28 protein-coding genes are annotated in these 23,899 nt (G+C 42.1%); 11 read left to right on the top strand and 17 right to left on the bottom strand.

The annotated features are described in order from the left end of the window. Positions 1-7: 7 nt before the first annotated feature. Genes NSQ72_RS05290 through NSQ72_RS05270 form a run of 5 tightly spaced genes read right to left on the bottom strand, consistent with a single transcriptional unit; the run spans position 8 to position 6,481 of the window. A complete protein-coding gene (locus NSQ72_RS05290) occupies positions 8-1,357 on the bottom strand; it encodes a lysine N(6)-hydroxylase/L-ornithine N(5)-oxygenase family protein (protein WP_064498280.1) in 1,350 nt (449 codons plus the stop codon). Continuing rightward, positions 1,332-1,886: a GNAT family N-acetyltransferase gene (locus tag NSQ72_RS05285; protein ID WP_039177712.1), complete on the bottom strand. Its 555-nt coding sequence runs from the start codon at positions 1,884-1,886 to the stop codon at positions 1,332-1,334. The genes NSQ72_RS05290 and NSQ72_RS05285 overlap by 26 nt, the downstream gene beginning before the upstream one ends. After that, the gene (locus NSQ72_RS05280; RefSeq protein WP_126682032.1) at positions 1,883-3,664 is read right to left on the bottom strand and encodes an IucA/IucC family protein; all 1,782 of its coding nucleotides are present in this window, start codon (positions 3,662-3,664) and stop codon (positions 1,883-1,885) included. Before NSQ72_RS05280 ends, NSQ72_RS05285 begins: the two co-directional genes overlap by 4 nt. Next, the gene (locus NSQ72_RS05275) at positions 3,661-5,148 is read right to left on the bottom strand and encodes a pyridoxal phosphate-dependent decarboxylase family protein (RefSeq protein WP_341083488.1); all 1,488 of its coding nucleotides are present in this window, start codon (positions 5,146-5,148) and stop codon (positions 3,661-3,663) included. The genes NSQ72_RS05280 and NSQ72_RS05275 overlap by 4 nt, the downstream gene beginning before the upstream one ends. Further along, a complete protein-coding gene (locus NSQ72_RS05270) occupies positions 5,135-6,481 on the bottom strand; it encodes an aspartate aminotransferase family protein (RefSeq protein ID WP_039177704.1) in 1,347 nt (448 codons plus the stop codon). The genes NSQ72_RS05275 and NSQ72_RS05270 overlap by 14 nt, the downstream gene beginning before the upstream one ends. A 387-nt stretch (positions 6,482-6,868) precedes the next feature. Between NSQ72_RS05270 and NSQ72_RS05265 the strand changes: the two genes are divergently transcribed. Next, complete coding sequence (locus tag NSQ72_RS05265) at positions 6,869-7,405, top strand: serine O-acetyltransferase (RefSeq protein ID WP_339209280.1); 537 nt, start codon at positions 6,869-6,871, stop codon at positions 7,403-7,405. Here NSQ72_RS05265 and NSQ72_RS05260 read toward each other — a convergent pair. From NSQ72_RS05260 to NSQ72_RS05245, 4 genes are all read right to left on the bottom strand, one after another. Then, positions 7,400-7,657: a hypothetical protein gene (locus tag NSQ72_RS05260; protein ID WP_339209278.1), complete on the bottom strand. Its 258-nt coding sequence runs from the start codon at positions 7,655-7,657 to the stop codon at positions 7,400-7,402. The two genes, NSQ72_RS05265 and NSQ72_RS05260, sit on opposite strands and share 6 nt — an antisense overlap. A gap of 34 nt (positions 7,658-7,691) precedes the next feature. Further along, on the bottom strand, positions 7,692-7,967 hold the full coding sequence (locus NSQ72_RS05255; RefSeq protein WP_059374898.1) for a hypothetical protein: 276 nt from the start codon (positions 7,965-7,967) through the stop codon (positions 7,692-7,694). Between the two features lie 62 nt (positions 7,968-8,029). Further along, on the bottom strand, positions 8,030-8,587 hold the full coding sequence (locus tag NSQ72_RS05250) for a GNAT family N-acetyltransferase (RefSeq protein WP_339209276.1): 558 nt from the start codon (positions 8,585-8,587) through the stop codon (positions 8,030-8,032). Positions 8,588-8,601: 14 nt separating this feature from the next. Beyond that, positions 8,602-9,468 carry an AraC family transcriptional regulator gene (locus tag NSQ72_RS05245; protein WP_341083481.1) on the bottom strand — a complete coding sequence of 289 codons (867 nt, stop codon included), beginning with the start codon at positions 9,466-9,468 and terminating at the stop codon, positions 8,602-8,604. Between the two features lie 113 nt (positions 9,469-9,581). Between NSQ72_RS05245 and NSQ72_RS05240 the strand changes: the two genes are divergently transcribed. Then, entirely contained in the window at positions 9,582-10,958 is a 1,377-nt protein-coding gene (locus NSQ72_RS05240; protein ID WP_341083480.1) for an MATE family efflux transporter, read from the top strand. A gap of 228 nt (positions 10,959-11,186) precedes the next feature. Here NSQ72_RS05240 and NSQ72_RS05235 read toward each other — a convergent pair whose 3' ends face one another. The 4 genes from NSQ72_RS05235 to asnB form a co-directional block, all read right to left on the bottom strand. Next, the gene (locus NSQ72_RS05235) at positions 11,187-12,026 is read right to left on the bottom strand and encodes a phytoene/squalene synthase family protein (protein WP_099663133.1); all 840 of its coding nucleotides are present in this window, start codon (positions 12,024-12,026) and stop codon (positions 11,187-11,189) included. Continuing rightward, entirely contained in the window at positions 12,019-13,494 is a 1,476-nt protein-coding gene (locus tag NSQ72_RS05230) for a phytoene desaturase family protein (RefSeq protein ID WP_126682037.1), read from the bottom strand. The genes NSQ72_RS05235 and NSQ72_RS05230 overlap by 8 nt, the downstream gene beginning before the upstream one ends. Beyond that, a complete protein-coding gene (locus tag NSQ72_RS05225; RefSeq protein WP_341083478.1) occupies positions 13,491-15,008 on the bottom strand; it encodes a phytoene desaturase family protein in 1,518 nt (505 codons plus the stop codon). Before NSQ72_RS05225 ends, NSQ72_RS05230 begins: the two co-directional genes overlap by 4 nt. 147 nt (positions 15,009-15,155) lie before the next feature. Continuing rightward, positions 15,156-16,997 carry an asparagine synthase (glutamine-hydrolyzing) gene (gene asnB, locus NSQ72_RS05220; protein WP_099663130.1) on the bottom strand — a complete coding sequence of 614 codons (1,842 nt, stop codon included), beginning with the start codon at positions 16,995-16,997 and terminating at the stop codon, positions 15,156-15,158. A 154-nt stretch (positions 16,998-17,151) separates the two neighbouring features. Here asnB and NSQ72_RS05215 point away from each other — a divergent pair, with 154 nt between their 5' ends. Then, on the top strand, positions 17,152-17,679 hold the full coding sequence (locus tag NSQ72_RS05215; protein WP_126682040.1) for a DUF2777 family protein: 528 nt from the start codon (positions 17,152-17,154) through the stop codon (positions 17,677-17,679). 38 nt (positions 17,680-17,717) lie between these two features. Here NSQ72_RS05215 and NSQ72_RS05210 read toward each other — a convergent pair whose 3' ends face one another. The 3 genes from NSQ72_RS05210 to cotG form a co-directional block, all read right to left on the bottom strand. Further along, on the bottom strand, positions 17,718-18,086 hold the full coding sequence (locus tag NSQ72_RS05210; protein ID WP_341083475.1) for a YisL family protein: 369 nt from the start codon (positions 18,084-18,086) through the stop codon (positions 17,718-17,720). 92 nt (positions 18,087-18,178) lie between these two features. Continuing rightward, positions 18,179-19,084 carry a fumarylacetoacetate hydrolase family protein gene (locus NSQ72_RS05205; RefSeq protein ID WP_341083470.1) on the bottom strand — a complete coding sequence of 302 codons (906 nt, stop codon included), beginning with the start codon at positions 19,082-19,084 and terminating at the stop codon, positions 18,179-18,181. 126 nt (positions 19,085-19,210) lie between these two features. Beyond that, positions 19,211-19,873 carry a spore coat protein CotG gene (gene cotG / locus NSQ72_RS19325; RefSeq protein ID WP_445285738.1) on the bottom strand — a complete coding sequence of 221 codons (663 nt, stop codon included), beginning with the start codon at positions 19,871-19,873 and terminating at the stop codon, positions 19,211-19,213. 206 nt (positions 19,874-20,079) lie between these two features. Between cotG and NSQ72_RS05195 the strand changes: the two genes are divergently transcribed. The 8 genes from NSQ72_RS05195 (at position 20,080) to NSQ72_RS05160 (ending at position 23,544) form a co-directional block, all read left to right on the top strand. Further along, positions 20,080-21,174, top strand: a complete 1,095-nt coding sequence (locus NSQ72_RS05195) for a CotH kinase family protein (RefSeq protein ID WP_341083464.1) — start codon at positions 20,080-20,082, stop codon at positions 21,172-21,174. Between the two features lie 122 nt (positions 21,175-21,296). Then, the gene (locus NSQ72_RS05190) at positions 21,297-21,458 is read left to right on the top strand and encodes an aspartyl-phosphate phosphatase Spo0E family protein (RefSeq protein WP_039177669.1); all 162 of its coding nucleotides are present in this window, start codon (positions 21,297-21,299) and stop codon (positions 21,456-21,458) included. A gap of 126 nt (positions 21,459-21,584) precedes the next feature. Further along, a complete protein-coding gene (locus NSQ72_RS05185; protein ID WP_024425506.1) occupies positions 21,585-21,806 on the top strand; it encodes a spore germination protein in 222 nt (73 codons plus the stop codon). 14 nt (positions 21,807-21,820) lie between these two features. Continuing rightward, positions 21,821-22,054, top strand: a complete 234-nt coding sequence (locus NSQ72_RS05180) for a spore germination protein GerPB (protein WP_003210877.1) — start codon at positions 21,821-21,823, stop codon at positions 22,052-22,054. Positions 22,055-22,084: 30 nt separating this feature from the next. Then, positions 22,085-22,699 (top strand): spore germination protein GerPC, encoded by a 615-nt coding sequence (locus NSQ72_RS05175; RefSeq protein WP_047202343.1) that lies wholly within the window; start codon positions 22,085-22,087, stop codon positions 22,697-22,699. Next, on the top strand, positions 22,696-22,872 hold the full coding sequence (locus tag NSQ72_RS05170) for a germination protein GerPD (RefSeq protein ID WP_003210893.1): 177 nt from the start codon (positions 22,696-22,698) through the stop codon (positions 22,870-22,872). The genes NSQ72_RS05175 and NSQ72_RS05170 overlap by 4 nt, the downstream gene beginning before the upstream one ends. Further along, positions 22,872-23,303, top strand: a complete 432-nt coding sequence (locus NSQ72_RS05165; RefSeq protein WP_024425504.1) for a spore germination protein GerPE — start codon at positions 22,872-22,874, stop codon at positions 23,301-23,303. Before NSQ72_RS05170 ends, NSQ72_RS05165 begins: the two co-directional genes overlap by 1 nt. Positions 23,304-23,325: 22 nt before the next feature. Further along, positions 23,326-23,544 carry a spore germination protein gene (locus NSQ72_RS05160; protein WP_003211468.1) on the top strand — a complete coding sequence of 73 codons (219 nt, stop codon included), beginning with the start codon at positions 23,326-23,328 and terminating at the stop codon, positions 23,542-23,544. Positions 23,545-23,591: 47 nt separating this feature from the next. On the opposite strand, the gene NSQ72_RS05155 is transcribed toward NSQ72_RS05160, so the two are convergent. Beyond that, positions 23,592-23,891 (bottom strand): hypothetical protein, encoded by a 300-nt coding sequence (locus NSQ72_RS05155; protein ID WP_039177660.1) that lies wholly within the window; start codon positions 23,889-23,891, stop codon positions 23,592-23,594. Between the last annotated feature and the right edge of the window lie 8 nt (positions 23,892-23,899).

The raw sequence follows: 23,899 nt of genomic DNA, 5'->3' as shown, positions 1-23,899 counted from the left end.
ATCCTCCTTAACCTTTGATTTCTTCAAATGTGTGTGCGTTCTTGTGTGTACCAAATGTCTGGAAGACGTGCTTTTGATAAAGTGGATACACGGTTTGACGAGCAAGTTCATTGATGATCACACTGTTTCGATAAGCCCCCAGCCCCAAATCTGGAGCGCCGACCCCATGTGTATGAAGCTCTGCATTTTGTACAAAAATATCATTTTCACCCATCGTATTTGTTTTCAAACGATATTCACGTTCCACTTGGAAACGTCCTTGATCATCCCATTGAATGTGGTGAGAAATAGGGTTGATAAATGGCGGCAGAACGGATTGATAGCCAGTCGCCAATACAACAATATCCGTCTCATGCGTAAAGGATTCTTCCTTGACCCATTGCGTGCAGGAAAGTGATAATCCGCCCGCTGTTTCCTCAATCAAGTTGACCTCCGTCATGGCTTGAAGCACTGTGTTCAGCTGCGTTCCGCAGGCAGAACGTTCATAAAGCAAATGATAAATATCACGAATCATCGCCGAACTGATGCCTTTATACAGCAAGTCTTGCTGTTTTAATAACGCATCCTTTTTTGTTTGCGGAAGCTCATAAAAGAAATCAATATAGTCAGGGGAGAAATACTCCAGCCCTAGGTTTGAATATTCCATTGGGAAAAATCCTTTTGACCGTGTGAACCAGTGAATATCCTTCGCTTCATCATCTGATAAAATGTCATAAAACACTTCTGCTGCACTTTGACCAGAGCCGATAACTGTGACAGATTTCCCTTTGAAACAGCCTTCTTTCTTTCGTTTTAAATAGTCAGCTGAGTGAAAAACCTTCTCTCCTAAAGCTGGCTGGAGCGATGCTGGCACCGCCGGCTGCGTGCCAATTCCTAAGACAAGATGTTTGCTTTCAAACACCTCTACAGTTTGGTCATTCACATGACGGACATGCACTTCATACCGCTTTTCCCCTGCCTTTTCAATCAGTGAGACAGATTCGACGTTCATGCCAAATCGGCAAGAGTCTAACTGATCAGCGACCCAGCGGCAATAATGACTGTATTCCTTGCGCGGGATATGGAAGTCCTCTAGAAAGTAAAATGAATACAAACGGTTTTGTTCCTGCAAATAGTTGAGAAAGCTATATTTGCTTTTCACATCTGCCATGCTGACAAGGTCCGCTAAAAATGGGACTTGCAGTGTCGTTCCTTCAATGAGCATCCCTGGGTGCCAGTGAAAGGCTTCACTTCTTTCAAAAAACAAAGCGTCGATTTCATTTACCTCTTCAGATAATGCGGCAAGTCCAAGGTTAAACGGGCCAATGCCGATCCCAATTACATCCACTATATTATTTTGCTTGTTGAACCGCGTCATGGTTATACTTCCTTTCGAATCGTTCTCGATCACAAAACATCAAAAGACCTGTTTTATCCGGTAAAGTGACTGGTTTTACACGTTCAAAGCCGCATTTTTCAAATACATGAATCATTTTTTCATTGCGAATATCCGGCTCAGCGACGATTTTTTCTGTTCGTTTGTTCTGCTCAAATTGAAATGCTGTCATTGCCTGAAGGAGCGGCGCAGCAAATCCTTTTCCCACATAATCCGGCTCCCCTATTAACAGGTGAATGCCTTGATCATGCGGAGAAGGCTCATAGTAGGATTCAATGACATCCCCTTTCACGTTGTAAGCCTCAAAATAACTCATTGGCGTCCCATCAATCGTGCCTAAATAAAGGGTTTGATGCGGATCATGTATTGCCTGATAAAAATGCTTTTCAAAATCAGGAAAAGGAATATTCAAATGCCAAAATGGGTGAACATACTCTTCTTGCATCCACTTATGAACAAGCTGGACGTCTCTTTCATATTCAGCACGAATAAACCTAATACGATGCCTCATCCAATCAGCGCCTCCTTATGTAAAAAGAGCGGATTCAAGACAGCTGTGTAACGAGACTGTGTTTCCAGAGACCCTGTCAGCTCATCCATATCTTCAAATCGTGTCAGCAAATTCGCTTTTGAAGGAAGTTCTTTTGAACGGAGAAGGCTGTTTGTCAGATCAGAAGCTCCGTACATCTCCTCATGAGCAAGCAATGTATCTCTCACGAGTGCCAGCAAGTCTTCTTCCTTTGCTAGACCTTCTGTGCCAAAGCCATTAATGAGACCAAATAAATGATTAAAGAAGAAATAATAACGGAGTCTCTCAACGGCTACATCATCCGCACAAATGGTTTCACTTCTTACGCTCAAGTTTTGAACTAGATTTGCGAGCTTATCTTTTTTTGATTCACTATAATAGTAGCCTTGATTGTCACGATAATAGAAGGTGTCTGGATAACCATCCTTCATTTGCACAACAGCATTTTGCTGATGGGCCTCGAGTGCAAGACCATACGTTTCAAATAGCCAGAGCATCGGCTTTAACGAAATGGTTAAGTATTGTTTAAACCAATCTTGGCTGACCGCTTCTGTTGACCGACCTTCTGCATCTGCAAGTTTATGAATAATTCCTGCTAATCTTGATTTTCCTCCGTACGCATGATCCTGACATAGCCCAGCAATTAAGCTTGCGCCTTTTTCACGATGCAAGAATGGATTTTGACGAATGACCACTTCAAAGCCAGATTCCGCTTCATCTCCTCGAATAGATAGATATGCAGGATCTTCAATGACCCGGAATCCAGAGAATTTTTCATATAAAGAAACGCCTAATTCTGTTTTTAAGATGCGGGACATCTCTACTCCTCGATCCAGTTCCTTTTGTTTATTGATGCGTAACGAGTTCGTAATTTTCACAGGAACAGAGAATTTGAGCATGTAAGCAGAATCCTTTTGATAGACCGTTCTAAAGGATGAGGTCGCTGTGTATTCAGACCCTAGCGGTCCTAAATAAGTCAGTTTCCCCTCCTCTATATAACGCTTCACGAATGCCTTCTCCATGACCACTTTGACTTGCAGCGGATGAATTGGAATGAACACATATTCTCCGTTTTCTGTTAACCTATTCAGTCTCTCTGTTTCTTCTGGCACTTGACGCGAAAGCTCTTCTAACATGAGACTTGCCGCAGGTTGTGAAATAGATGAATCCTGAAGCACAATCGAATGGTGCGCTTTAAAGTAATGAAGCTGGAAAGCCCCTTTCAGCTCAGGAGAATAGACGGCTTCCTCCTCTTCTGTCATCCCTTGTCTGCTTTTTGGTGTTGGATGTGTTAAATGCCCAAGGAGAAGTGACTGTTCAGCCTCGATGTACTCAAAATCAGCTTGAGATAAAGCAGCTCGATCAATTTCTCTCTCCCTTAAGAATCGTTCAATATTTCTGCAGCTTAAAATGATGCGAAGCATGAATTCATCCTCTGCATCTGTGCGGCCATATGCAATGAGAAGCTCCTTTGAACATAAAGCAACAAGTGTCGTGTAATCGACGATCGTCCCCTCTTGCTCGCTTCCACTCGGACGAAAGCGAATCGGAAAATCAAAGAGATGGCGGCCTACAGATGAAAAGTATCGGATCGGAATCACAAGCTCAAGGTCTTGCTTTGCTAGTTTTGCCACGAATACAAGCGAACCATCTGCTTTCGTCTCTTTTTTTGCAGATCGATCGATTCCTGTTTCACGTAAAAAACAGTTTAAAAAACTTTGCATAGTTGCATTTTCAGCCATTTGTTTATATTGACTCAACGTAGTACCCTCCCGGATTGAATATGAGCGATCCCGATATCAACGATGTCAGAAAGGATTTCCTCAATATGTGTAATTGTCGTTCTCGGATTTAACAAAGTGAATTTCAAGCATGTTTGACCATCCACCACTGTTTTTGCAATGACAGCAGTTCCTGATGTGAATAGCGTTCGATGGATGATTTTATTGATGTCATCCGCACCCTTAAATCGAAACACTACTGCATTGATTTCTGGCTCAGGATTGATCACTTCAAGGTGATCATTGCTCTCGATAAGCGCAGCCACATCCTTCGCAAAATCAATGGTATGGTCAATCATGTCACCAAACCCTTCCTCCCCAATCAGACGAAGAGAAAGAAGCAATTTCAGTGCATCAAAACGGCGCGTCGTTTGGACAGATTTATTGACGAGATGTAGTATTCCATCCAGTTCATCTTCTTTTGGATTAAGATAATCTGCATGATAATTGATCAAGCCGAAATGCCTTTTATCCTTCAGCAAAAATGCTCCGCAGGAGATCGGCTGATAAAATTGTTTATGAAAGTCGATCGTGATGGAATCAGCCAGCTCAACACCATCTAATTTATCTCGGTAGTTTTCACTTAATACAAGCGCTCCACCATAGGCAGCATCTGCGTGTATCCACAGACCGCATGGTTTGACGATGTCATACACATCTCGAACCGAGTCAATACTGCCAAAATCAGTTGTCCCGCAAGTCGCCACTAGCGCAAAAGGCAGGAGATCCTGTTCCTTTAACTCAACTAGTTTCTTCTTCAAATCGTTGAGGTCCATGCGGTGATGCTCATCTGTCTCTATCAGAACAACCGCCTGCTCCCCTAAGCCTAGCTGGGATGCAGATTTTTTCACAGTGAAGTGAGCATTCTTAGAGCAAAGAATTCTCATACGGTGAGCCTCACTCGGCAAGCCTTTCTGCTGAACATTCCATTGCCATGTGTTCTCACAAAAAGCATCTCTTGCAAGAAGCAGCCCCATGTAGTTAGATTGGGTTCCACCGCTCGTAAATGTCCCATCTGCTAAATTTCCATAAGAAAACTTCGCACATAGCCACTTTAAAATTTCCTCCTCAACCAAAGATGCAATACCGCTTTGATCAAAGGAATCCATTGATTGGTTAAATGAACTTACTATCACCTCTGCGGCAAGCGCAGGTATAAGCGGCGGGCAATGCAAATGTGCCAAGCATTTAGGATGCGATACATCAACCAGATGTGGCAAAAGGTGCTGCTTTATATCTTGAAAGACAGATTCAATTGATTCGCCAGACGGTTGAAACTGAAATAATGATTCGACACTAGCCGCTAATTTCCCAGGCAATATTCCACTGTATGGGCCTTGGTCTTTTTGCCACTGGTCCAGTAAGCTGTCGATAGATGTATGAAGAGCCGCTTGGAAGGACTCTTTTCCAAGCTGGCTTTGATTGATAAATAATGAATCCACAGAAGCTTTAGTTGATTGCATCGTAAACGGCCTCTTTGAAAATAGCAATAACTTGTTCAAGCTGTTCTTCAGTCATGATCAATGGCGGTAAGAATCGAATGACGCTGCCGAAACGGCCTCCTGTCTCTACAATTAAGCCTTTATCGAAGCAATTCTTTTGAATGAGACTGGCTAGCTCAGGATTTGCTGGATAACTTCCATCCACATCCTGCTTCTCATTTGGATTAACTATTTCAGCACCAATCATTAATCCTCTTCCTCGAACATCACCGATAGCAGGTACATTTTTTTGAATGTCTTTTAGATGAGCCTGCATGCGATTCCCTAACTGGTCAACATGATCAAGCAGATTCGTTTCTTTTATAAATTTAAGCGTAGCGGTTCCTGCAGCCATTGCCATTTGATTTCCTCTAAATGTGCCAATGTGTGCCCCTGGATTCCATTGATCCAAATCTTTATCATAAATCACAACTGAAAGCGGCAGACTGCCACCAATGGCTTTAGATAATACAATGACGTCCGGCACAATTCCTGCATGTTCAAAAGCAAACATCTTACCTGTTCGGCCAATGCCTGATTGAACCTCATCGATGATGAGCGGAATGCCTTTTTCATTTGTGATTCTTCTCATTTCTTGCATCCATTCAATAGATGCTGGAATTGAGCCTCCCTCACCTTGTACTGCTTCAAAGATCATACCTGCTGGCGGAAGAATACCACTTTCAGGATCATTTAATACACGCTCAATATAAGAGCTGGAAATGCGGTGTGAATCTTTCCCGCCAATTCCGAATGGGCAGCGATATTCATATGGATAAGGCATGAAATGCACATCTGGGATTAACCCTTGCACTCTTTCCTTTGGAGACAAATTCCCGCTTAATGACATCGTGCCATGTGTCGCACCGTGATAAGCACCGTGGAAAGAAAGAATGGAACGATTTCCTGTCGCAGTCTTGACTAATTTAATCGCAGCTTCTATGGCATCACCGCCAGTTGGTCCACAAAATTGAATTTTTGCTCTCTTTGCAAACTCTTCTGGCAGGTGAGAAAAAATTTCATTCACAAACTCTTCTTTAATTTCTGAGGTTATGTCCAACGTATGCAATGGCCTTTTTTCATGAAGCATACGTTCAATCGCTTCTATCACAACCGGATGATTGTGGCCAAGTGCAAGTGTTCCTGCGCCTGCTAGACAGTCATAAAACTCTCTGCCATCCGCATCTGTCACGATCATGCCCTCGGCTTTTTGCATGGCTAATGGGAACCGTCTCGGGTAAGACCTTGCATTAGATTCTCTTTGACTTTGCTGCTCTAAAAATTGCTGATTTTTAGAAACGGTTTTGATGGACATAATAAAACACTCCTCCAATTGATAAAGATTATCATTTTCATTTACTAGCCTAGAGGATGTGAGATAGGAAAGTCAATTGTATTCAAAAAGATGATTCGAAAAGCATATGAATACAATATTCTCTTTTTAATGAGTATTTTCGAGTAATTTTTACAAACCTTACTGCCATAAGGAGATGGAACGCATGAGACGGATTGACATTGAAAAAAATTACAAATCATTTTTCCTGGTTCATTTGTTCTATTCAATTCAAAGCGCTCATTTTATGCAGAAATTTGGATGAAATGAAGGTAGAAAATTGAAGAAATCACACTGTTTTTTCTTGATATAAATGGTTTGGGTGGTATAATTTCTCTGAAACATAAGGGGATGGAGAGGGGAATTTTGATGATTTTAACAAAGCACGATCTTCACCATTACTTAACGCAGGATAAGAAAGCATTAGCTATCACGCGCAGAAGGCCAAAATGGTTTGGGGACGATATATGGAAATATCAAAGGTATTTACGAAAATATGAATACTATTCTAATAGCGGCGCTACATTGCGCAAATGGTTTTACCGCTATTTACATAAAAAGAAAGGGATGCAGCTTGGCTTTGATATCCCGATTGGCGTCTTTGGCCCCGGCCTTAGAATCAATCATACTGGCCTCTTAATTGTAAATAAGCACGCAAAAATTGGGGCATTTTGTGATATTCATCAAGGGGTGAATATTGGTCAAAACCATTCCGAAAAGGATGTACCAACCATTGGAGATCACGTATGGATTGGACCCGGTGCTAAGCTGTTTGGAGACATTTATATCGCAAATCATATCTCAATTGGAGCAAATGCCGTGGTGAATCATTCCTTTCATGAAGAGCAGATCGTCATTGCTGGTGTACCGGCTCAAAAGGTAAAAGAAAAAGGCTCTTCTTCATGAAGGCGCCTGATAAAAAAGAATAACACCGATCAAAACAGAGATGAGCAGCATGAGATAAAACAAGATGGTTAAAATCAAGATCGTCCAGCCCAGCCCCTTCCTCTCTGTCTTGATCAAATAAATACCGAGTACGATGGTACTAAAAAGCATGCCTAAAATGGCCCACAGCCATTTGTCTTTGTGATGCTTTGGCGCATCAAACCATAAATAGATAGCAACAGCAAGTGAAACGAATAGACCCGTTATTCTCAAGATTAAACTCCCCCTTATTATGTATACGCGCTCTCTATGATGCGTTTGAGTATCCGATGATCAGCAACAGGAAGTAAAAGACATAGACTAGCATAACAATAGAATAGATGATGATGGACACGATCAGAACTGTCCAGCCCAATCCTTTTCTTCCTGTTTTGATGAGGTATATCCCAAATGCAAAGAGCCCGAATAAAAGACCTAAAATAGACCATAACCATTTATTTTTCCCATGTTTTGGTGCATCTATCAATAGATAGATTGCGACTAAAATAGAAACAAACCATCCAGTTATCCAGCCCACATTCATCTGCCACCCTGCTTCTTCAGTTTATTCCGTTATATGATACTTTTTTCCTAAAAAATAATGATTCAGAGGATATTGCGCGGGAGGCTTCGCCATTCTTCTCTCAGCATTCCGTAGCGCATCGAATCATAATACTCTCCTTGATAATAACGAACCTTTCTCAGTCTCCCCTCAAGGACAAATCCGCATTTCTCTGCGCACCGCATCATCCGTTCATTCCCTGACCAAGTGGTTAGACCAATTCGAGGGATATCAATATGCGTAAATAATACATCAATCCATAGATTTAATGCTTTTGTCCCAATGCCCCCGCTCCAAAAGCGTGAGTCATAAATGACAATGCCGCATTCAAGCCACCGTGTACGTTCATTCTCCCAATAATATGATACGGTACCTTTGATATCACCGTCTATTTCAATGCCATATAGCTTTTGGGGAATAGATTCATCCTGTAAGTAACGTTTCTTAAATGCAGAAAGCGGGATTTCGTGTTCATAAAAATAAGGGGCATTCCAATTTCGATAGGACTGGTCTGGTGCTTTAAATTTTAAATGCCACACCGCCTCTAAGTCCGTTTCGGTTAATGGACGTATGTTCACAAGCTCTTCCTTTTCTCTTTTCATCTGTTCACGTTCCTTTACTTTGTCGTTCTTTTTGCTAGATGACGGTACTCAATCGGCGTCATGCCTTCATTTTGCCGAAACAGCTTAGAAAAATAAGTAGGGTCGTCAATGCCTACATGCTCTGCAATGGCTGCGATTTTTTCATTTGTTGAGGCGAGCATGCTTTTAGCTTTTTCGATCTTGAGACGATGGCTGTACTGGTTTGGCGTCAATCCATACACCGTCTGCATACACCTTGTCATGTAGTCAGGATGATAGTGCAGCTTCTCTGAAAGCTGCTCCATATGCAATTTCTCCATAAAGTGATGCTCAAGATAGTGAACCACTTCTGATGCGACAGTCTCCTTTGCACTTGGAATATGGAATGCTTCCTTTTGCAGGTGAATGAGCAGTTCCTCAAATAGAAGCTGTTTTTTCAGCGGAAGTTCAGATGCATGATGATTTAGTGCGCTCATCGCTGAAAGGTGTTTTTCTAACACACTTCGTCCCTTCACTTTTCCTAAACGAGGCAGGCTAAATTCATATGTTGCCGGCTTTTCGAAGGTGGCTTGGTTTTGTTTCATATCAATCCAGTGTTCTCTCGGCCGGTTCGTCAGCTCAAATCGATCAATTGAGAAATGCAGCCACTCATAGTAGGTATCCTCTTCACATGGCAGATGTCCGCCATGAGACAGGCCCGGTGAGAGAATCATATATTCACCTTCTTTTACGTGAAAAGCCTCCTCGTCCTCTGTCATCCATAGTTCACCTTTTCTGACATAGAGAAGATCAAATACAGCGAAGGTTCTTGAGATATGTCTTTCTCCTTGATGAAATATCCCTTTACCTGAAGCTATATAAATAGGAAACGGCGGTACAGTAAATGTAATAAATCGATTCATATTCATCCCCTTATGAAGTCGTATTTCTCCAATAAGTTTCGGTTTCATCTCTTCTTATTATAGTCGATGCAAGGTACACTATAAATCGGATTTATACGAAAGGGGGCTATGTGATGAAATCTCAAACCCTGTCATATGAAAAGGTTCAAGCCAAAGATGAGAAAACGCACCCTTCATTATTTGCATTAACTTGGCCTATTTTTATCGAAATCTCTTTATATATGCTCATGGGAAGCGCTGATACACTTATGCTCAGCCAATACTCTGATAACAGTGTGGCCGCAGTAGGTGTAAGCAACCAGCTCCTGAATTTATTAATTGTCATGTTCAGCTTCATTACAACAGGAACGACCATTGTCATTGCACAGCTTCTAGGAGCTGACCGCAAGCAGGAAGCGACTCAAGTCGCCTATGTCTCACTAGGGACCAACTTCTTGATCAGCTTTGTCATTAGTCTCCTCATGTTTATGTTAGCTGTTCCAATTCTGCACATGATGGGCTTATCAAGTGAACTCATGCCGGATGCGGCGGTCTTTTTACAAATTGTCGGGCTGCTTTCTTTTATTCAAGCACTTATTATGACGTATAGTGCTATTTTAAAAAGCTACGGATATACAAGAGACACGATGTATGTCACCATCGGAATGAATTTGCTAAACGTTGCCGGCAATTATTTGGTCATCTTTGGTCCGTTTGGCTTTCCGGTATTAGGTGTCATGGGTGTTGCCTTTTCAACCTCGCTGGCTCGATTGATCGGATTGATGGCGATGATTCTCATTGTCCGACGCCGAATTGGATTGCGTTTTTCGCTGAAGAGCATGTTTCACATCCAGCGGACGCATTTAAAAAAGCTGCTGAAAATTGGCATTCCATCTGCTGGAGAGCAGCTTTCTTATAACGGCTCTCAAATGATCATTACATTGTTTATTACATTTATGGGGACGCAGGCTTTAGCAGCAAAGGTCTACACTCAAAATTTGATGATGTTCATTATGTTATTTGGTGCAGCGATTAGCCAAGGGACACAGATTTTAATTGGGCGCCATATTGGAGCGAAAGAATTCGATGCGGCCTACCGCAGATGTATGAAAAGCTTATACTGGGCCATTGCGATCTCTCTTCTTTCTTCCACTGCTTTATCTTTATCATCGACGCATTTGCTTACGTTTTTCACTAGCAATCATGAAATCATTCAAATCGCCGCCACACTTCTCCTATTGACGATCATTTTAGAGCCGGGACGCTCTTTTAATATGGTCATTATTAATTCATTGCGGGCTGCTGGTGACGCGAAGTTTCCAGTGTATATGGCGATGATTTCAATGTGGGGAATTGGGCTTCCGATCGCTTACTTGTTAGGCATTCAGCTTGAAATGGGGCTCATCGGGATTTGGATTTCTTTTATCGTGGATGAATGGGTCAGAGGCATCTTTATGTATAGGCGCTGGCGTTCCAGAGTATGGACGGAGTATCGTTTTTCTTCCACATAAAAAGGACTGCGGGGTGCAGTCCTTTTTAGATTGTTGACAAAGGGCTAAAATGATTTTAATTTTAGCCCTTTGTCTTCTTTTCAGCGTGATAGAAAACCTTTGCAGCCCTAGGAAGGGCGAGTACCGGAGTGGAGCGAATTTGACATTCGTGAGCACCGGAGCGCAGACCTGACAACGAATGCGAGGGTTTGTCTACACGCTGAAAGGACTGCGGGGTGCAGTCCTTTTTTACGTAATATCTTCTAAAATAAGTGCTTTTTCCTGTTTTGAAATAAATGCTCGCTCTGTAAAGACGCGGTATTCGTTTTCTCTTGTTTTATCTAAGATGGCTTTATAAAAGTGGGCTGCTGCTTTCACCGGTATACGTGAATATAACGGGAATTCATGAAGATGGTCAAAAAACTCCTCATAGTATGCCTCTGCCTCAAAAGCAATGTACTCCCAGACGTGCTGAAAAGCTTGATTGACAATCCCTTCCTTCAATTCTTGCTCTGTGTACCCGAATTGATCCATCACTTGCTTTGGCAAATAAATACGGTCTCTTTCAGCCTGATCTTCGCCGATATCTCGAAGAATGTTGGTTAGCTGCATAGCGATCCCTAACGAAATGGCTGCTTCTTTTAGCTGCTCTTTTTTACGCGGTGCAATAATGGGAAGGAGCATGAGTCCAACGGTACTAGCAACATGATAGGAATAGATGAGCAGTTCATCTAACGTTTCGTATCGCTGCTGCTCTAAATCCATCTCCTGTCCTTGGAGCAGGTCACGAAACGGGGCTTCATCCATCCGAAACTCTTGAAATGTATGCTCTAGCGCCACCCATATCGGATCATTCCGGTCTACCTCACCTTGTAAAAATTGATCAAACGTCTTCCGAAAGGATGCAAGGTCCTCTTGTGGCGAAGGCGACTCATCTACAATGTCATCTGCTCTCCGGCAAAAGGAATACACGGCCCAGACGGCCTGTCTTTTCTTTTTAGGCAGCATGGAAAAGGCCCGGTAAAACGTTTTTGAATGGGTTTGAATGGTTTCCTCACACACTTTTAATGCTGTTTGTACATCAACCACTTAACTTCACTTCCTTTCTATCATTCAAATCTTTTAGTAGTACAGAAGCCATGAGCTTCGCACTTTGCATCACGATCGGCACCCCGCCGCCCGGATGGATGGAAGCACCTGCCGCATAAAGATTGTCTGTCTCACTGACCTTCACTTGCGGGCGGAAGACACCTGATTGAAACAAATTAGGCGCAAGTCCAAAGCTGCCGCCTTCAAACAATCCTTCTCGCAGGGAATCATTTGGTGTCCTGACCTTTTGCCAGACAATCGACTCTCGCAATCCCGGAAAACCTCTTTTTTCAAGGACACCCACCATGTTCTCGACAAAATCTGTCTCCTCTTCCCAGTTGATATGATCTCCTGAAGGAACGGGAACGAGCATGTATAGAACACTGCAGCCATCTGGGGCAAGAGATGGATCAATGATCGATGGATTAAATGTATAAAATGACGGGTCTTGAGGAATCGTTTTCGTTTGAAAAACCTCTTTCATATGCTGATCAAAGTGTTCTCCCATAAAAAATTGATGAACAGGTGCTTCCTGATACATCTTGTTTAAACCAAGATACACCATCATACAGCCAGAGGACGGCACGTATTTTCGGCGATCTTGTTCGTCTAAACCAAACTGTTTTAACGCAGCTGGATAATCTCCATTGATCACAAATGCATCAGCGGCTACATGTTCATCATTCACTTTTGCTTTGACTGCCCGTTTTCCCTCAAACTCAAATTGCGTGACTTCTTCATTTTTTCTTACATGCACACCCATTTTGATAAGCTGCCCTTCCAATATATCTACTAAACTTGCATAACCGCCTTTTAAATAGTAAATACCATGTGCGTGCTCACTATATGAAACAAGCGAATAAATGGCCGATGCTTCATACGGGTTTCCCCCAACATAGAGGGTTTGAAGTGCGTATGCATCTCGCAGGCGTTCGTCTGAGAAATATTTTTTCAGAGCGCTTTGTACCGTTCGATACGCCTTTAATTTCATTAAAATCTTCATATTGGCTTTTGTAAAAAATGTACGTTTTTCGTGAAATGATTTTTCTAGAAAAGCTTTCTGCCCTTCTTGAAACCGGTCCGTCATTTCTTCCATAAACCTCTGGAACCCTTGATCTTCTTTTGGAAATACACGTCTGATTTCATCTAGCTGACGACGTGCATCAGAGTATTTCGTATAGGAGGTTCCATCTTGATATTGAATTGTGTACAGCGGATCAAGCTGCAGCAGATCAAGAGATGATTCGTCAATTCCTACCTCATGTAAAATGCCTTTTAACATGTCAGGAAGTAGGACAATGGTCGGACCTTCATCTACTTTATATCCTTTCTCACGTACAAAAGCAAGTCTCCCGCCAAGCCGTTCATTTTTTTCGACAAGGGTGACATCATGTCCCGCTTTTTTCAAATAAAGCGCTGAGATCATTCCGCCAATACCGCCACCTGCAATCAATATATGTTGTTTCATGAGGCGCTCCCCTTTTCTTGATGCCGCATTGTTTTGTGTGAATGTTTCTCTTTTGAAAGAATGGCATTTGTCGTGATACGCGCTGATTCTAAAATGGTTGGCAGTCCGCTTCCTGGATGTGTTCCTCCTCCAACGAGCCAGCAGTGCTTTAATTCATCAAATTCATTGTGCGGCCTTAGGACCATCATCTGCGTCAGCTGGTGGCCAAGGTTAAATGTAGCTCCTTCATATACGTAAAGGTCTTCCTCCCATTGCTTCGGTGTGATCATCCGCTCAACTTCTATATGCTGCCTGACATTCTGAAAGCCGGTTTTCCGCTCCAATGTATCCAGCACAAGCTCTCTAAATTCATCTTGATGCGCTTCCCAGTCAATACCGCTTTGGTTATTGGCAACTGGAGCAAGCACATAAAGAGCTGATTTTCCTTTTGGAGCAAGTGAGCCATCAGTTACGCTTGCATTTTGTATATAAATAGACGGATCATCTGGCAGCTCATATGTTTTCGTAATGCCTTTGACGAATCTAGCATAATCATCGGAAAAAACAATGGTATGATGCGGCTCATCATACATGGTATCCAATCCTAAATAGAGCATAAAGGTAGAGCATGAGAATTTTTTCTTTTTTAGTTTTTTCTCACTGTATTTCTTTAAAAGATCTGGCTCAACAAGCCTTGTCATCACATGTGCAAAGTCTCCATTGACGACAACCTCATCTGCTTGTATTTCTTCCCCAGATTCTAAACGAATGCCTTTTACTTTCCTTCCCTCCGTGAGCAGCTTTTCGACGCCAGCTGACAGATGAATCTCTGCTCCAGCTTCAACCGCCGCCTTTGCCATCGCTTCTGACAGCTGATTGACACCGCCCTTCGGATGGAATACACCTGTATCATGCTCCATAAACGAAAGGATTGAGAACGCACCAGGGCATTCCCACGGCGACATTCCTAAGTACTTTGATTGAAATGTAAAGGCATATTTCACTGATTCATTCGAGAAATAGTCTGACAGTACATCATACAAACTTTTATTTAGCGAAAGCTGTGGAAGTGCTTTGATCACCTTCGGGCGAAGGTAATGATGAAAGCGGTCCATTTTACTTTGTAAAATTGGTGTGAGCCGATCCATTTTGCGCTTTGTATCCTTCATAAATCTTAGATATCCTTCGCCCTCACCAGGTGCAAAGGCTTCTAATCGTTTGTACATTTCATCGCGATCTCGAATCATATCCAGCTGATTGTCTTGAAAAATTAATCTATACATCTCTTTTAATTCAATCACATCGATATAGTCATAAAGATTTTTACCAGCAAAGGTGAACAGCTCCTCTGCAATATGAATCATGCTGAGAAAGGTAGGACCTGTATCAAACGTGAAATCACCAAGCTGAAACTTAGCATTACGTCCGCCGACAAAGGACTGTTTTTCGTATACATGAACTTCATGTCCTTTGCTTTGAAGCATCATAGCTGCCGCAAGTCCCCCTGGTCCCGCTCCGATCACAATGATTTTCATTATCCTTTTTCCTCCAAATTAATTCACTTTAAGTTAATTATACAAATTAGAAAGACTAGATCAACTTTTGATGTGCTCAAAAAGTCTCAAGTTATGTATCAAAAAAGCCGGCTTCCTTTCAACAATTGCAAGAAAGCCGACCCTGTATTACGCTTCTATATCAATTCGATACGTTTCAAACCAATGATGAATCTGTGCTAGATGGGCAATCAACTGTGGGCCCTTCATGAGCTGGCCATACCAAGGCACATGAAAGGAAGCTCCTTCCGTTTCAATCAGTTGCTTTAATTGATGCGGATCTAAAAATTCGTGTAGGACAGAATCTTTTTGTGCGAGACAGTTTGTTAGCATCTCTTTCACAGCCTGAGTATAGGCTGGATGATGTGTTTTTGGGTAAGGACTCTTCTTTCGATAAAGCACTTCATTCGGTAAAATTCCCTCTAATGCTTTTCGTAAAACCCCTTTTTCACGATTTCCATGCATTTTCATTTCCCAAGGAATATTCCACACATATTCGACAAGGCGATGATCTGCAAATGGCACACGTACCTCAAGACTAGCACCCATACTCATTCGATCTTTTCGATCAAGCAGTGTTGTCATAAACCAGATCATATTTAAGTAAAAAAGTTCTCTCCGGGCTTTATCGACTCCAGTTTCTCCATCTAAAAGAGGCGTTTCTGCCACCGTTTCTTCATATTTGCTTTGCGCATATTCCTTAAGTGACAGCTTTTTTTGCCACGAGTCTTGCAGGAGCTGAGTTCTCGCTTCTGTCGATCTCATCCAAGGGAAACTATTTGTTTCATTTGCCATGTGAAACCAAGGATAGCCGCCAAAAATCTCATCAGCACACTCACCTGACAAACCGACAACGAAATCCTTTTTAATTTCTCGGCAGAATATAAGTAAAGAAGAATCGATATCTGCCATCCCTGGTAAATCTCGAACCTCAACCGCTTCCTTCAAATACGCAGCCAGCTCTTTTTGACCGATGATACAGTTGTGATGATTCGTTTGAAACGCTTTGGTCATTTGATCAATCCATGGGCCGTCAGCATTTGGCTGGAATTGACTTGCTTCAAAGAATTGATCATTTTCTTCGTAGTCAATGGAATACGTATGAAGCGGTGCTTTCCCTATTTTCTCAAAGTGCTTAGCGGCAATGGCAGTAATGGCACTAGAATCGACGCCGCCAGATAAAAATGTACATACAGGCACATCAGAGACAAGCTGTCTTGTCACAGCATCTGTAAAGAGATGCTTAATGTGCTGTGCGGTGTCATCAAGTGAGTCAGTATGCTCCTTGCTTTTGACATTCCAGTATCTCCACACGCGCAGGCCGTCTTTTGAAAAGGTCAAGGCATGTGCAGGTCTCAGCTCTTTTACCCCTTTAAACACTCCTTGGCCTGGTGTTCTTGACGGCCCTAAGCCAAAGATCTCCGACAGCCCTTCATGATCGACTTTTGCTTTGATATCAGGGTGAGCAAGAAGTGCTTTAATCTCTGAACCAAATAAGAAGGAATGATGACGTTCTGTATAGAAAAATGGCTTGACACCGAGCCGATCTCTCCCTGCAAATAACAATTCACGCTCACTATCCCAGATCACAAATGCAAAAATGCCATTAAAATGGGAGACACACTCTTCCTTCCATTCTGTATAGGCATGAAGAAGAACTTCTGTATCAGAATGCCCAAGAAAGCGGTGCCCCCTTTTTAACAATTCTTTTCTTATATCCTCCGTGTTATAGAGCTCTCCATTGTATACAATCGTATAAGCATGGTTTTGATGTGTATATGTCATCGGCTGCTTTCCGCCTTCTACATCTACCACCGCTAACCTTTTATGCCCGAAAAGAACATGCTCACTTTTCCACGTATTTGTATCATCTGGCCCTCTTTTAGATAATGTATCTGTCATTTGATTGATTACATGATCCTGTTGGATGAGCTGCTTTTTAAAGTCTGCCCAGCCTGTAATTCCACACATCATCATCAGCTCCCATCCGTTTTTCCTCAAGTGTTCTCATTCAGCCTTTCTTAGTTTATGCATCGTCTCCTTGATAGTTGATTTGTCCTTTTTTCCCGGCGTATAGGACAGGCTTGATTTGGTAAGAAAAGAAAGAGGAAAGGAGCTTTTGCAAATGGAGAATCGAATGAAGCAGCTTGAACGCTGTAGCAGAAGATGGTGTAACGGGTATTTGCTCATTGAAAACGGGCATTGTCTGATTGAAGATGAAGAAGGAGAGATCATGCTGCCAGAAAGTCTTCAAAGCACAATGATCTGTTTGAAGGAAAATGACCGATGGACAAAAGGAGAATTGCTTGGTTCCATGGTTCTTCATGAAAACGGGCAGCTAATAGAAGTACAAGGAGGAGAAAAAATTCAATATACGGCGTCCCTTGCCAAAGGCTGGCTCGATCTTCTCATGTTCGTACCGGAGAACGTCTTTGATCACATCCTTGAGCAGGTAGAGCAGCTTGGTTTTTCCGTCTATGATTGTGTCTTCTCTTCCTTTCATTCATTGCAGCGCGTCTCTTTCTTTCAGTTTTCGGCAGATACGCAATCACTTGCACTTCAATGTCACCATGACCCTGCCTCCAGTCACATTCGTTTTGAATGGACCACTTCAGATGGACAACGGATCGTTTCACAATTTGATGCCACATAAAAAGGACACTGCTTCGTATAAGCAATGTCCTTTTTATATTAAAAGATATGGAAACCGATCGGCAGACGTAAACCGAGAAGAATGGTCACAATCGCAAATACGATAAAACCAATCAACACACCAGTCACCGATTTTCCTTTTTTCTTGCGCACTAGGACCATTTCCATGAAACCGATCACTAGGATACCGAGAATCATTTTTCCGATATACTCGCCCCCGAAACCTGGAATTTTCATTCCTGTGCGAACATACAGCTCTACGCCTGTTGCGATAATGACCAAGTAGAATAAGCGAACGATCATGTGCACAATTTTAGCGCCTTTGTCGTTTTTACCTGCTAGAGCAAAGGCTACGAAGAATAAAATAATCCCCAGCACCCATGCTGTGATATGTAAATGTGTTCCCATTTGTGATTTCCCCCTTTATCAGAACAAGTACCTTCTCATCGTACCACGAAATAAGTCGAACACAAAGCGACAATCCTGTGTCATCACGAGCTTTATTTGACGTGATTTGTCAGCGTCCCAATCGGTTCAATCGTGATGTCAATTCGATCTCCAGAAGCTAAAAACTTAGGCGGTTCAAAGCCCTTCCCTACCCCAGAAGGTGTACCTGTTGCAATGATGTCACCTGCTTCTAGCGTCATCCCTTTTGAAAGAGTGGAGACGATGTTCTCAATTGTGAAGATCATTAATTCCGTACTGGCAGACTGACGAACCTCTCCGTTTACCTTTGTTTCCACATGGAGCGCACCATGATCCTCGATCATTGATTTATGAACGATATATGGTCCTATCGGGCAGGTTGTATCTAAGCTTTTGCCAATGAAAAATTGTTTATGTTTTTTCTGCAAATCTCTTGCCGTCACATCATTTAAAATGGTGTAACCGAATATATAATCTCGGACCTCTTCAGGAGCAATGTTTTTCCCTGATTTGCCCATCACGATAGCAAGCTCTCCTTCATAATCCAATTCACTTGTCACATCTTCATGAAGAAGAATCTCATCTTTGTGTCCAATGACAGAAGTAGGTGCCTTTGTAAAAATCATCACGTCTTTAGGAATATCCGCCGCACTTCCCATCTCCATTACATGATCTTGATAATTCTTACCGACACACATGATGTTTTTAGACGGCTTTGGAATCGGGGCATGGAGTTTCACGTCCGAAAGCGGATATACATAAGAACCGCGGTCTTCTTCTTTTTTCTCAGCCCAATCAAGAAGCTGCCCCACATGTTCTACAAACTTGTCCCCCATTTTGATGCACTCAGATAAAGAGTTTGGCAGAGTCTCAAGCTCAAATAATTTGGCTTCTGCCTTTTTGACGTCCATCACCCATTCATCATCAATGACTACCCCAATAAACATGCTGCTATGTATCTCACCTGTAAAAAACTTCATGTCTTCCCCTCACAATCTTCATTTCGCTAAGTTATGATGTCTCATTTTATTTCTCTATGAAATAAAAAAAACCCTTTTTTATCATACTCTCTTTTAAAAAGGGTTTCAAAAATGATGATTGAATACCTAGCGGAAACGGCGGTATTCCCACATATTTCCTTGATCCCATTTACGCTCAACATTTCCTGTTCTTTGAGAACGATGCTTCTTCTTTCCACATCTATGGCAAGATCGGCTGCGTTTATGGTGATGAGAACGTTTAGATCGATGGCTGCAGCGTGACTTGCGGCTCTTCTTATGATGGGATCTGTGCTTGCTGCGATGTGACTTGCGGCAGCTTTTCTTATGATGCGATCTGCATTTGCTGCGATGTGATTTGCGGCAGCTCTTCTTATGATGCGATCTGTGCTTGCTGCGGTGTGACTTGCGGCAGCTTTTCTTATGATGCGATCTGTGTTTGCTGCGACATGACTTTTTCGGTTCGCTCTTTTTGCTTCTGTAAGATTTCTTGCTTTTATATGACTTTTTACTCTTCATGCTTTTCTTCGAACGATAGCTTTTCTTAGAGCGATAACTTTTCTTTGAACGATAGCTTCTGTAGCTTTTTTTACTGCGGTGTGATTTACGGCGTCCACCACCAAAGAACCAATGACCGCGATTTGAATGACGAGAACGAGCTGACTTATGCGAACGTCTCGATTCTGGTTCACGATCTAAGTGATGATCACGTCCCTCACTTCGAAGTGAAGCCACTGCATGTTCAATGTGTGAATGATCAAATGTACTCACGAACAATTCCCCTCCCAGTCTATGCTGCGACAAAACAAACAGACAAAGCTGTTTATCTTCTCTGCTTTATGTTACGAGACTCGGTAGACAAGTGTTCGTGACGAATGCCTCTTTCCTTTAAAACTCCATGAATACCTACCAGCTGGTACAGGACATTCCTTCACTTTCATATTGTAAAGAAGAGCATATAGGAGGCTGATGAACGTATGAACACGGAATCTTTAAAACAACTTGATATGTGGATTCATCCAAAGGACCTGATTGAACTAAAAAAAGACATTTGGAACGATGAACCTGTTGAAGCTATTCTGAAAACAGGCCAAACCAAATCACATATTTATGCTTCATACCGCGGTTCACACATTAGAAAACTTAAGAAAAAATCCTATCAAATTGAATACCGAAAGCCAAAACAAAGACAAGGCGAATCCATCTTTCATTTAAATGCAGAGTACAATGACCCTTCGTTTATCCGAAACAGACTATCTTTTTATTTCTTTGAGCAGATGGGGGTGCTTAGTCCAGCCGCTTCTCATGTGTTTCTCACCATAAACGGAAGAAAAGAAGGAATTTATTTGAAAATAGAATCCGTCGATGAGTTCTTTCTTCAAAAACGGCAGCTTTCAGGAGGCGGCATTTATTATGCGGTTGATGACGACGCGAACTTCTCCCTTTTGAGTTCTTTTGATAAAAAGCCAAAAAAGCACCTTCTTCTCGGATACGAGAAAAAAACGGGGACGTCTCAACATGATCAGCAGCTGAGTGAATTTATTTACTTTCTCAACACAGCAAGAGATGACACTTTTGCAGAAAAAATTGAACAATACCTAGATGTGACACAATATTTCCGCTGGCTCATCGGTGTGGTATGCACACAAAACTTTGATGGTTTTGTTCATAACTACGCTCTTTATGTGAATGAACAAGGGCGTTTTCAAGTACTTCCTTGGGATTATGATGCAACATGGGGTCGTGACATTCATGGAGAAGAAATGGCGTTTGATTATATCCCAGTAAACGGCTTTAATACATTAACTGCTAGATTACTAGATATCCCTTCGTTTAAAAGAGCCTATTACACACTTTTCCAGCATGTAATTGACACATATTTTATAGAAGACCGGCTCTGCCCAATCATCGAGAAATGGCATGAATCGATTGCGGACCGAATTGGAGATGATCCATATACGAAAGATCGAAAAGACATCCTGCCATCTGAACGAGACTTAATCCGGCAGTATATCAACAAAAGACGACGTTATTTACAGGCTGAGATCAGAAAAGAGAAATTTGGCACGTAAGAACACTTTCGAATTTTGTCACTTTATTACTCATATTGACGAAACAGCTTTTTTTATAGAAAAATAGGGTATACTAACCATATCCTTCTATTTGATAAAAAATGTGAGAGTTGGCGTCCGTTATGATCAATTATGAAATTGAACAAAAAAGATTACATTTAATTGAGACTGCAAAAAAATTTGGGATGAATGCCGAAGAAACCATCAGATGCAGTCAAGAGCTTGACATGCTCTTAAATAAAGGCATCAAATCCACCTCTAAAGATTGCTCAAAAAAAGGGTAAGCCATACATCTAATTCCTCTCATGAAAAGCTTTCAAAAAGACAATCACACATTAAAAGACCCATCATAAGCTATGGTGAAACGCCCAAAACAAAGTGCCCTAATTTTATAAAGGATGTGCACCGCTATGCCGGCTATTGTGGGAGCCTTTAAAGTAAATGCCGTCGGAACGAGCGGAGTCGTTCATGTTGGAGACTGTATCACCATTTCTCCAAATAGTCAGGTTAAAACGTTTGCTGGCGCAGGCAGTTTTAATACAGGTGATCAATTGCAAATTAGCAACTACAAAAGTGTGACAAATACGTACGACAGTGATGTCATAGATCAACCGCTTGTTGGTAACTTGTAAGGAGTGAGGATCCGTTGAACTTCTATATTAATCAAGCGATACAAATTAATTATTTACGTGTGGAGTCTGTGAGTAACTCCTCTGTTCTGCAAATTGGGAGTGCTGGATCCATCAAAGCCCTTTCCAACCTGTATAACACGGGAAGCTACGTAGAAGCAGCGCCTGCCGCAGCAGGTACACAAGGAATTGAAGAATCTCAAGGCGCAAGCACAGCACCTTTTGTACCGCTTCAGTCACCAACAACTTAAGTCATCTGCAATCCCCGGAGGTGTAGGTAAATGTACGATTATCAGAGCAACGCTTCACAAGTATATGGCATCATTCAAAAACAATCGCAACAAATCATGATGCTTGAAAAAAGGCTTAACGAGCTTCAGCAGGAAATGCAAATGATCAAAGATAAACCGACAACGAATATAGAACGGATTGATTATCAATTTGATCAACTGAAAATCGAACGGCTGGAAGGGACGCTGAATATCGGCCTCAACCCATCTGATCCAAACAGTGTTCAAAACTTTGAAGTGGGCCAAACAACAACCCCGGGAATTGGAATGATGCAACAAGAAATGGCTGATCAATTTTTCAATCAAACACGGCAGCTTGTCGATGCATTTTTAAATGAAGAAGCTCCAGAACTTCTTGAAGAACTAGAGCAGCGATATGAAGGGTCCCTCGATGAAAGCAACAAACACCATATCATTGAGGACATTCGCAAGCAAATTGACAGCAGGATCAAATACTATGCGGGACAGCTGCCTCACCGGGAAGATATGACACCGTTGCAGCGTTCAGAGCAAATTGCTGAATATGTGAAGCATGATGTTAAGCGGGCGATTGAGCACTTTTTAGCCCATATTCCAAGTGAAACGAAAGGAGAGGAAAACGGATGAATTTCACAGTTGTCAACCGCAATATTGAGACTGGAAGCATTAAAGTAGTCGGGGTATCGTCTTCTTCATTATTTATCATCGGGGACACAGATCATGTACAATTATCCTCAATTTTCGATACACCGCCAGAATCTCTGATTATTGGCCCGTTTGTTCCTCTAGCACCTCGATAATGATCAAGCGCACATCTCAAGTGAAGTTCTCAAAGGTGAATTCTGTCGGGATTTCGAGTGTGGTTCAAATCGGTGATACTCAGGAGCTATGTCCGAAAGTCAAAGTGTTAGCTGTTCAACGAACCATTAGTTTGTTTTATGGCTATGAAGCAGAAAATCTAGATGCGAAAGAATTTGAAGTGTATTATGAGCCTATTCCATTGATGCTGCCAGAACGATCAGTGAGAACAGCCTTTTACCATGAAAAGCCTGTGATTAAAGTGTCTTCCATCCATGTAGAAGGGGTATCATCGTCCTCTGTCTATCAAATCGGCTCTACTTGTCGAATGAATGGCGTTGCGCGAGTGAAGCATATTAGGGAGCTATTTAGCAATGATGAAAGTCCGCAAAACTCACAAATGGACCTACCTGCGCATATGATGGTGATATGACTTCGAATAAAGGATGTCGATTATGCCAGCAATTGTCGGACCCATTTACATTAACTCTATTTCTGGAGGCGTCGTAAACGTCGGTGACTCATTCTACCTGTCGCCTAAAAGTTCGTCAAAATCTGCTTTAGGCTCTGGAGCGGGGAATACCGGAGATTTCTTGATATTAAATAATGGCATTAGCGCCACCAACTATGTGGATCCTGACTTAAACGATCAGAATATGGTAGGCAATGCATGAAGCAGCTCCTCTACACCCATTTCAAATAGAGGAGCGCTTTTTTATGCTTATTTCTTTCTGCGCTGTCTCGATTTTTTTGTTTTAACCAGCTTGCTTGCCGGCTGTTTCCGAATCCATTTGATGTACGAAGCAAGCTTTTCATCCTGCCTCAGTGCATCAATTGTGTTCAAACGTGCGGCAAGCTCCTGGTTTGTAAAAAGGGCATGTACTTGTTTATGACAAGGGATGCACAAGAAGGCAGTCGGTAAAAAAGCACCACCCTCTTCTCTTGGCGTTAAGTGATGTTCTGTGAGCAGGACATCTTGTCTTCCGCACAGCTCACATAATCCAATTGTTTGCTTTGCCACCGTGTCAT

The sequence above is a fragment of the Bacillus sp. FSL R5-0659 genome (genome assembly GCF_038008785.1).
GTDB classification, from domain to species: Bacteria; Bacillota; Bacilli; order Bacillales; family Bacillaceae; genus Bacillus; species Bacillus safensis.
This window is presented reverse-complemented; position numbering and strand designations above follow the sequence as displayed.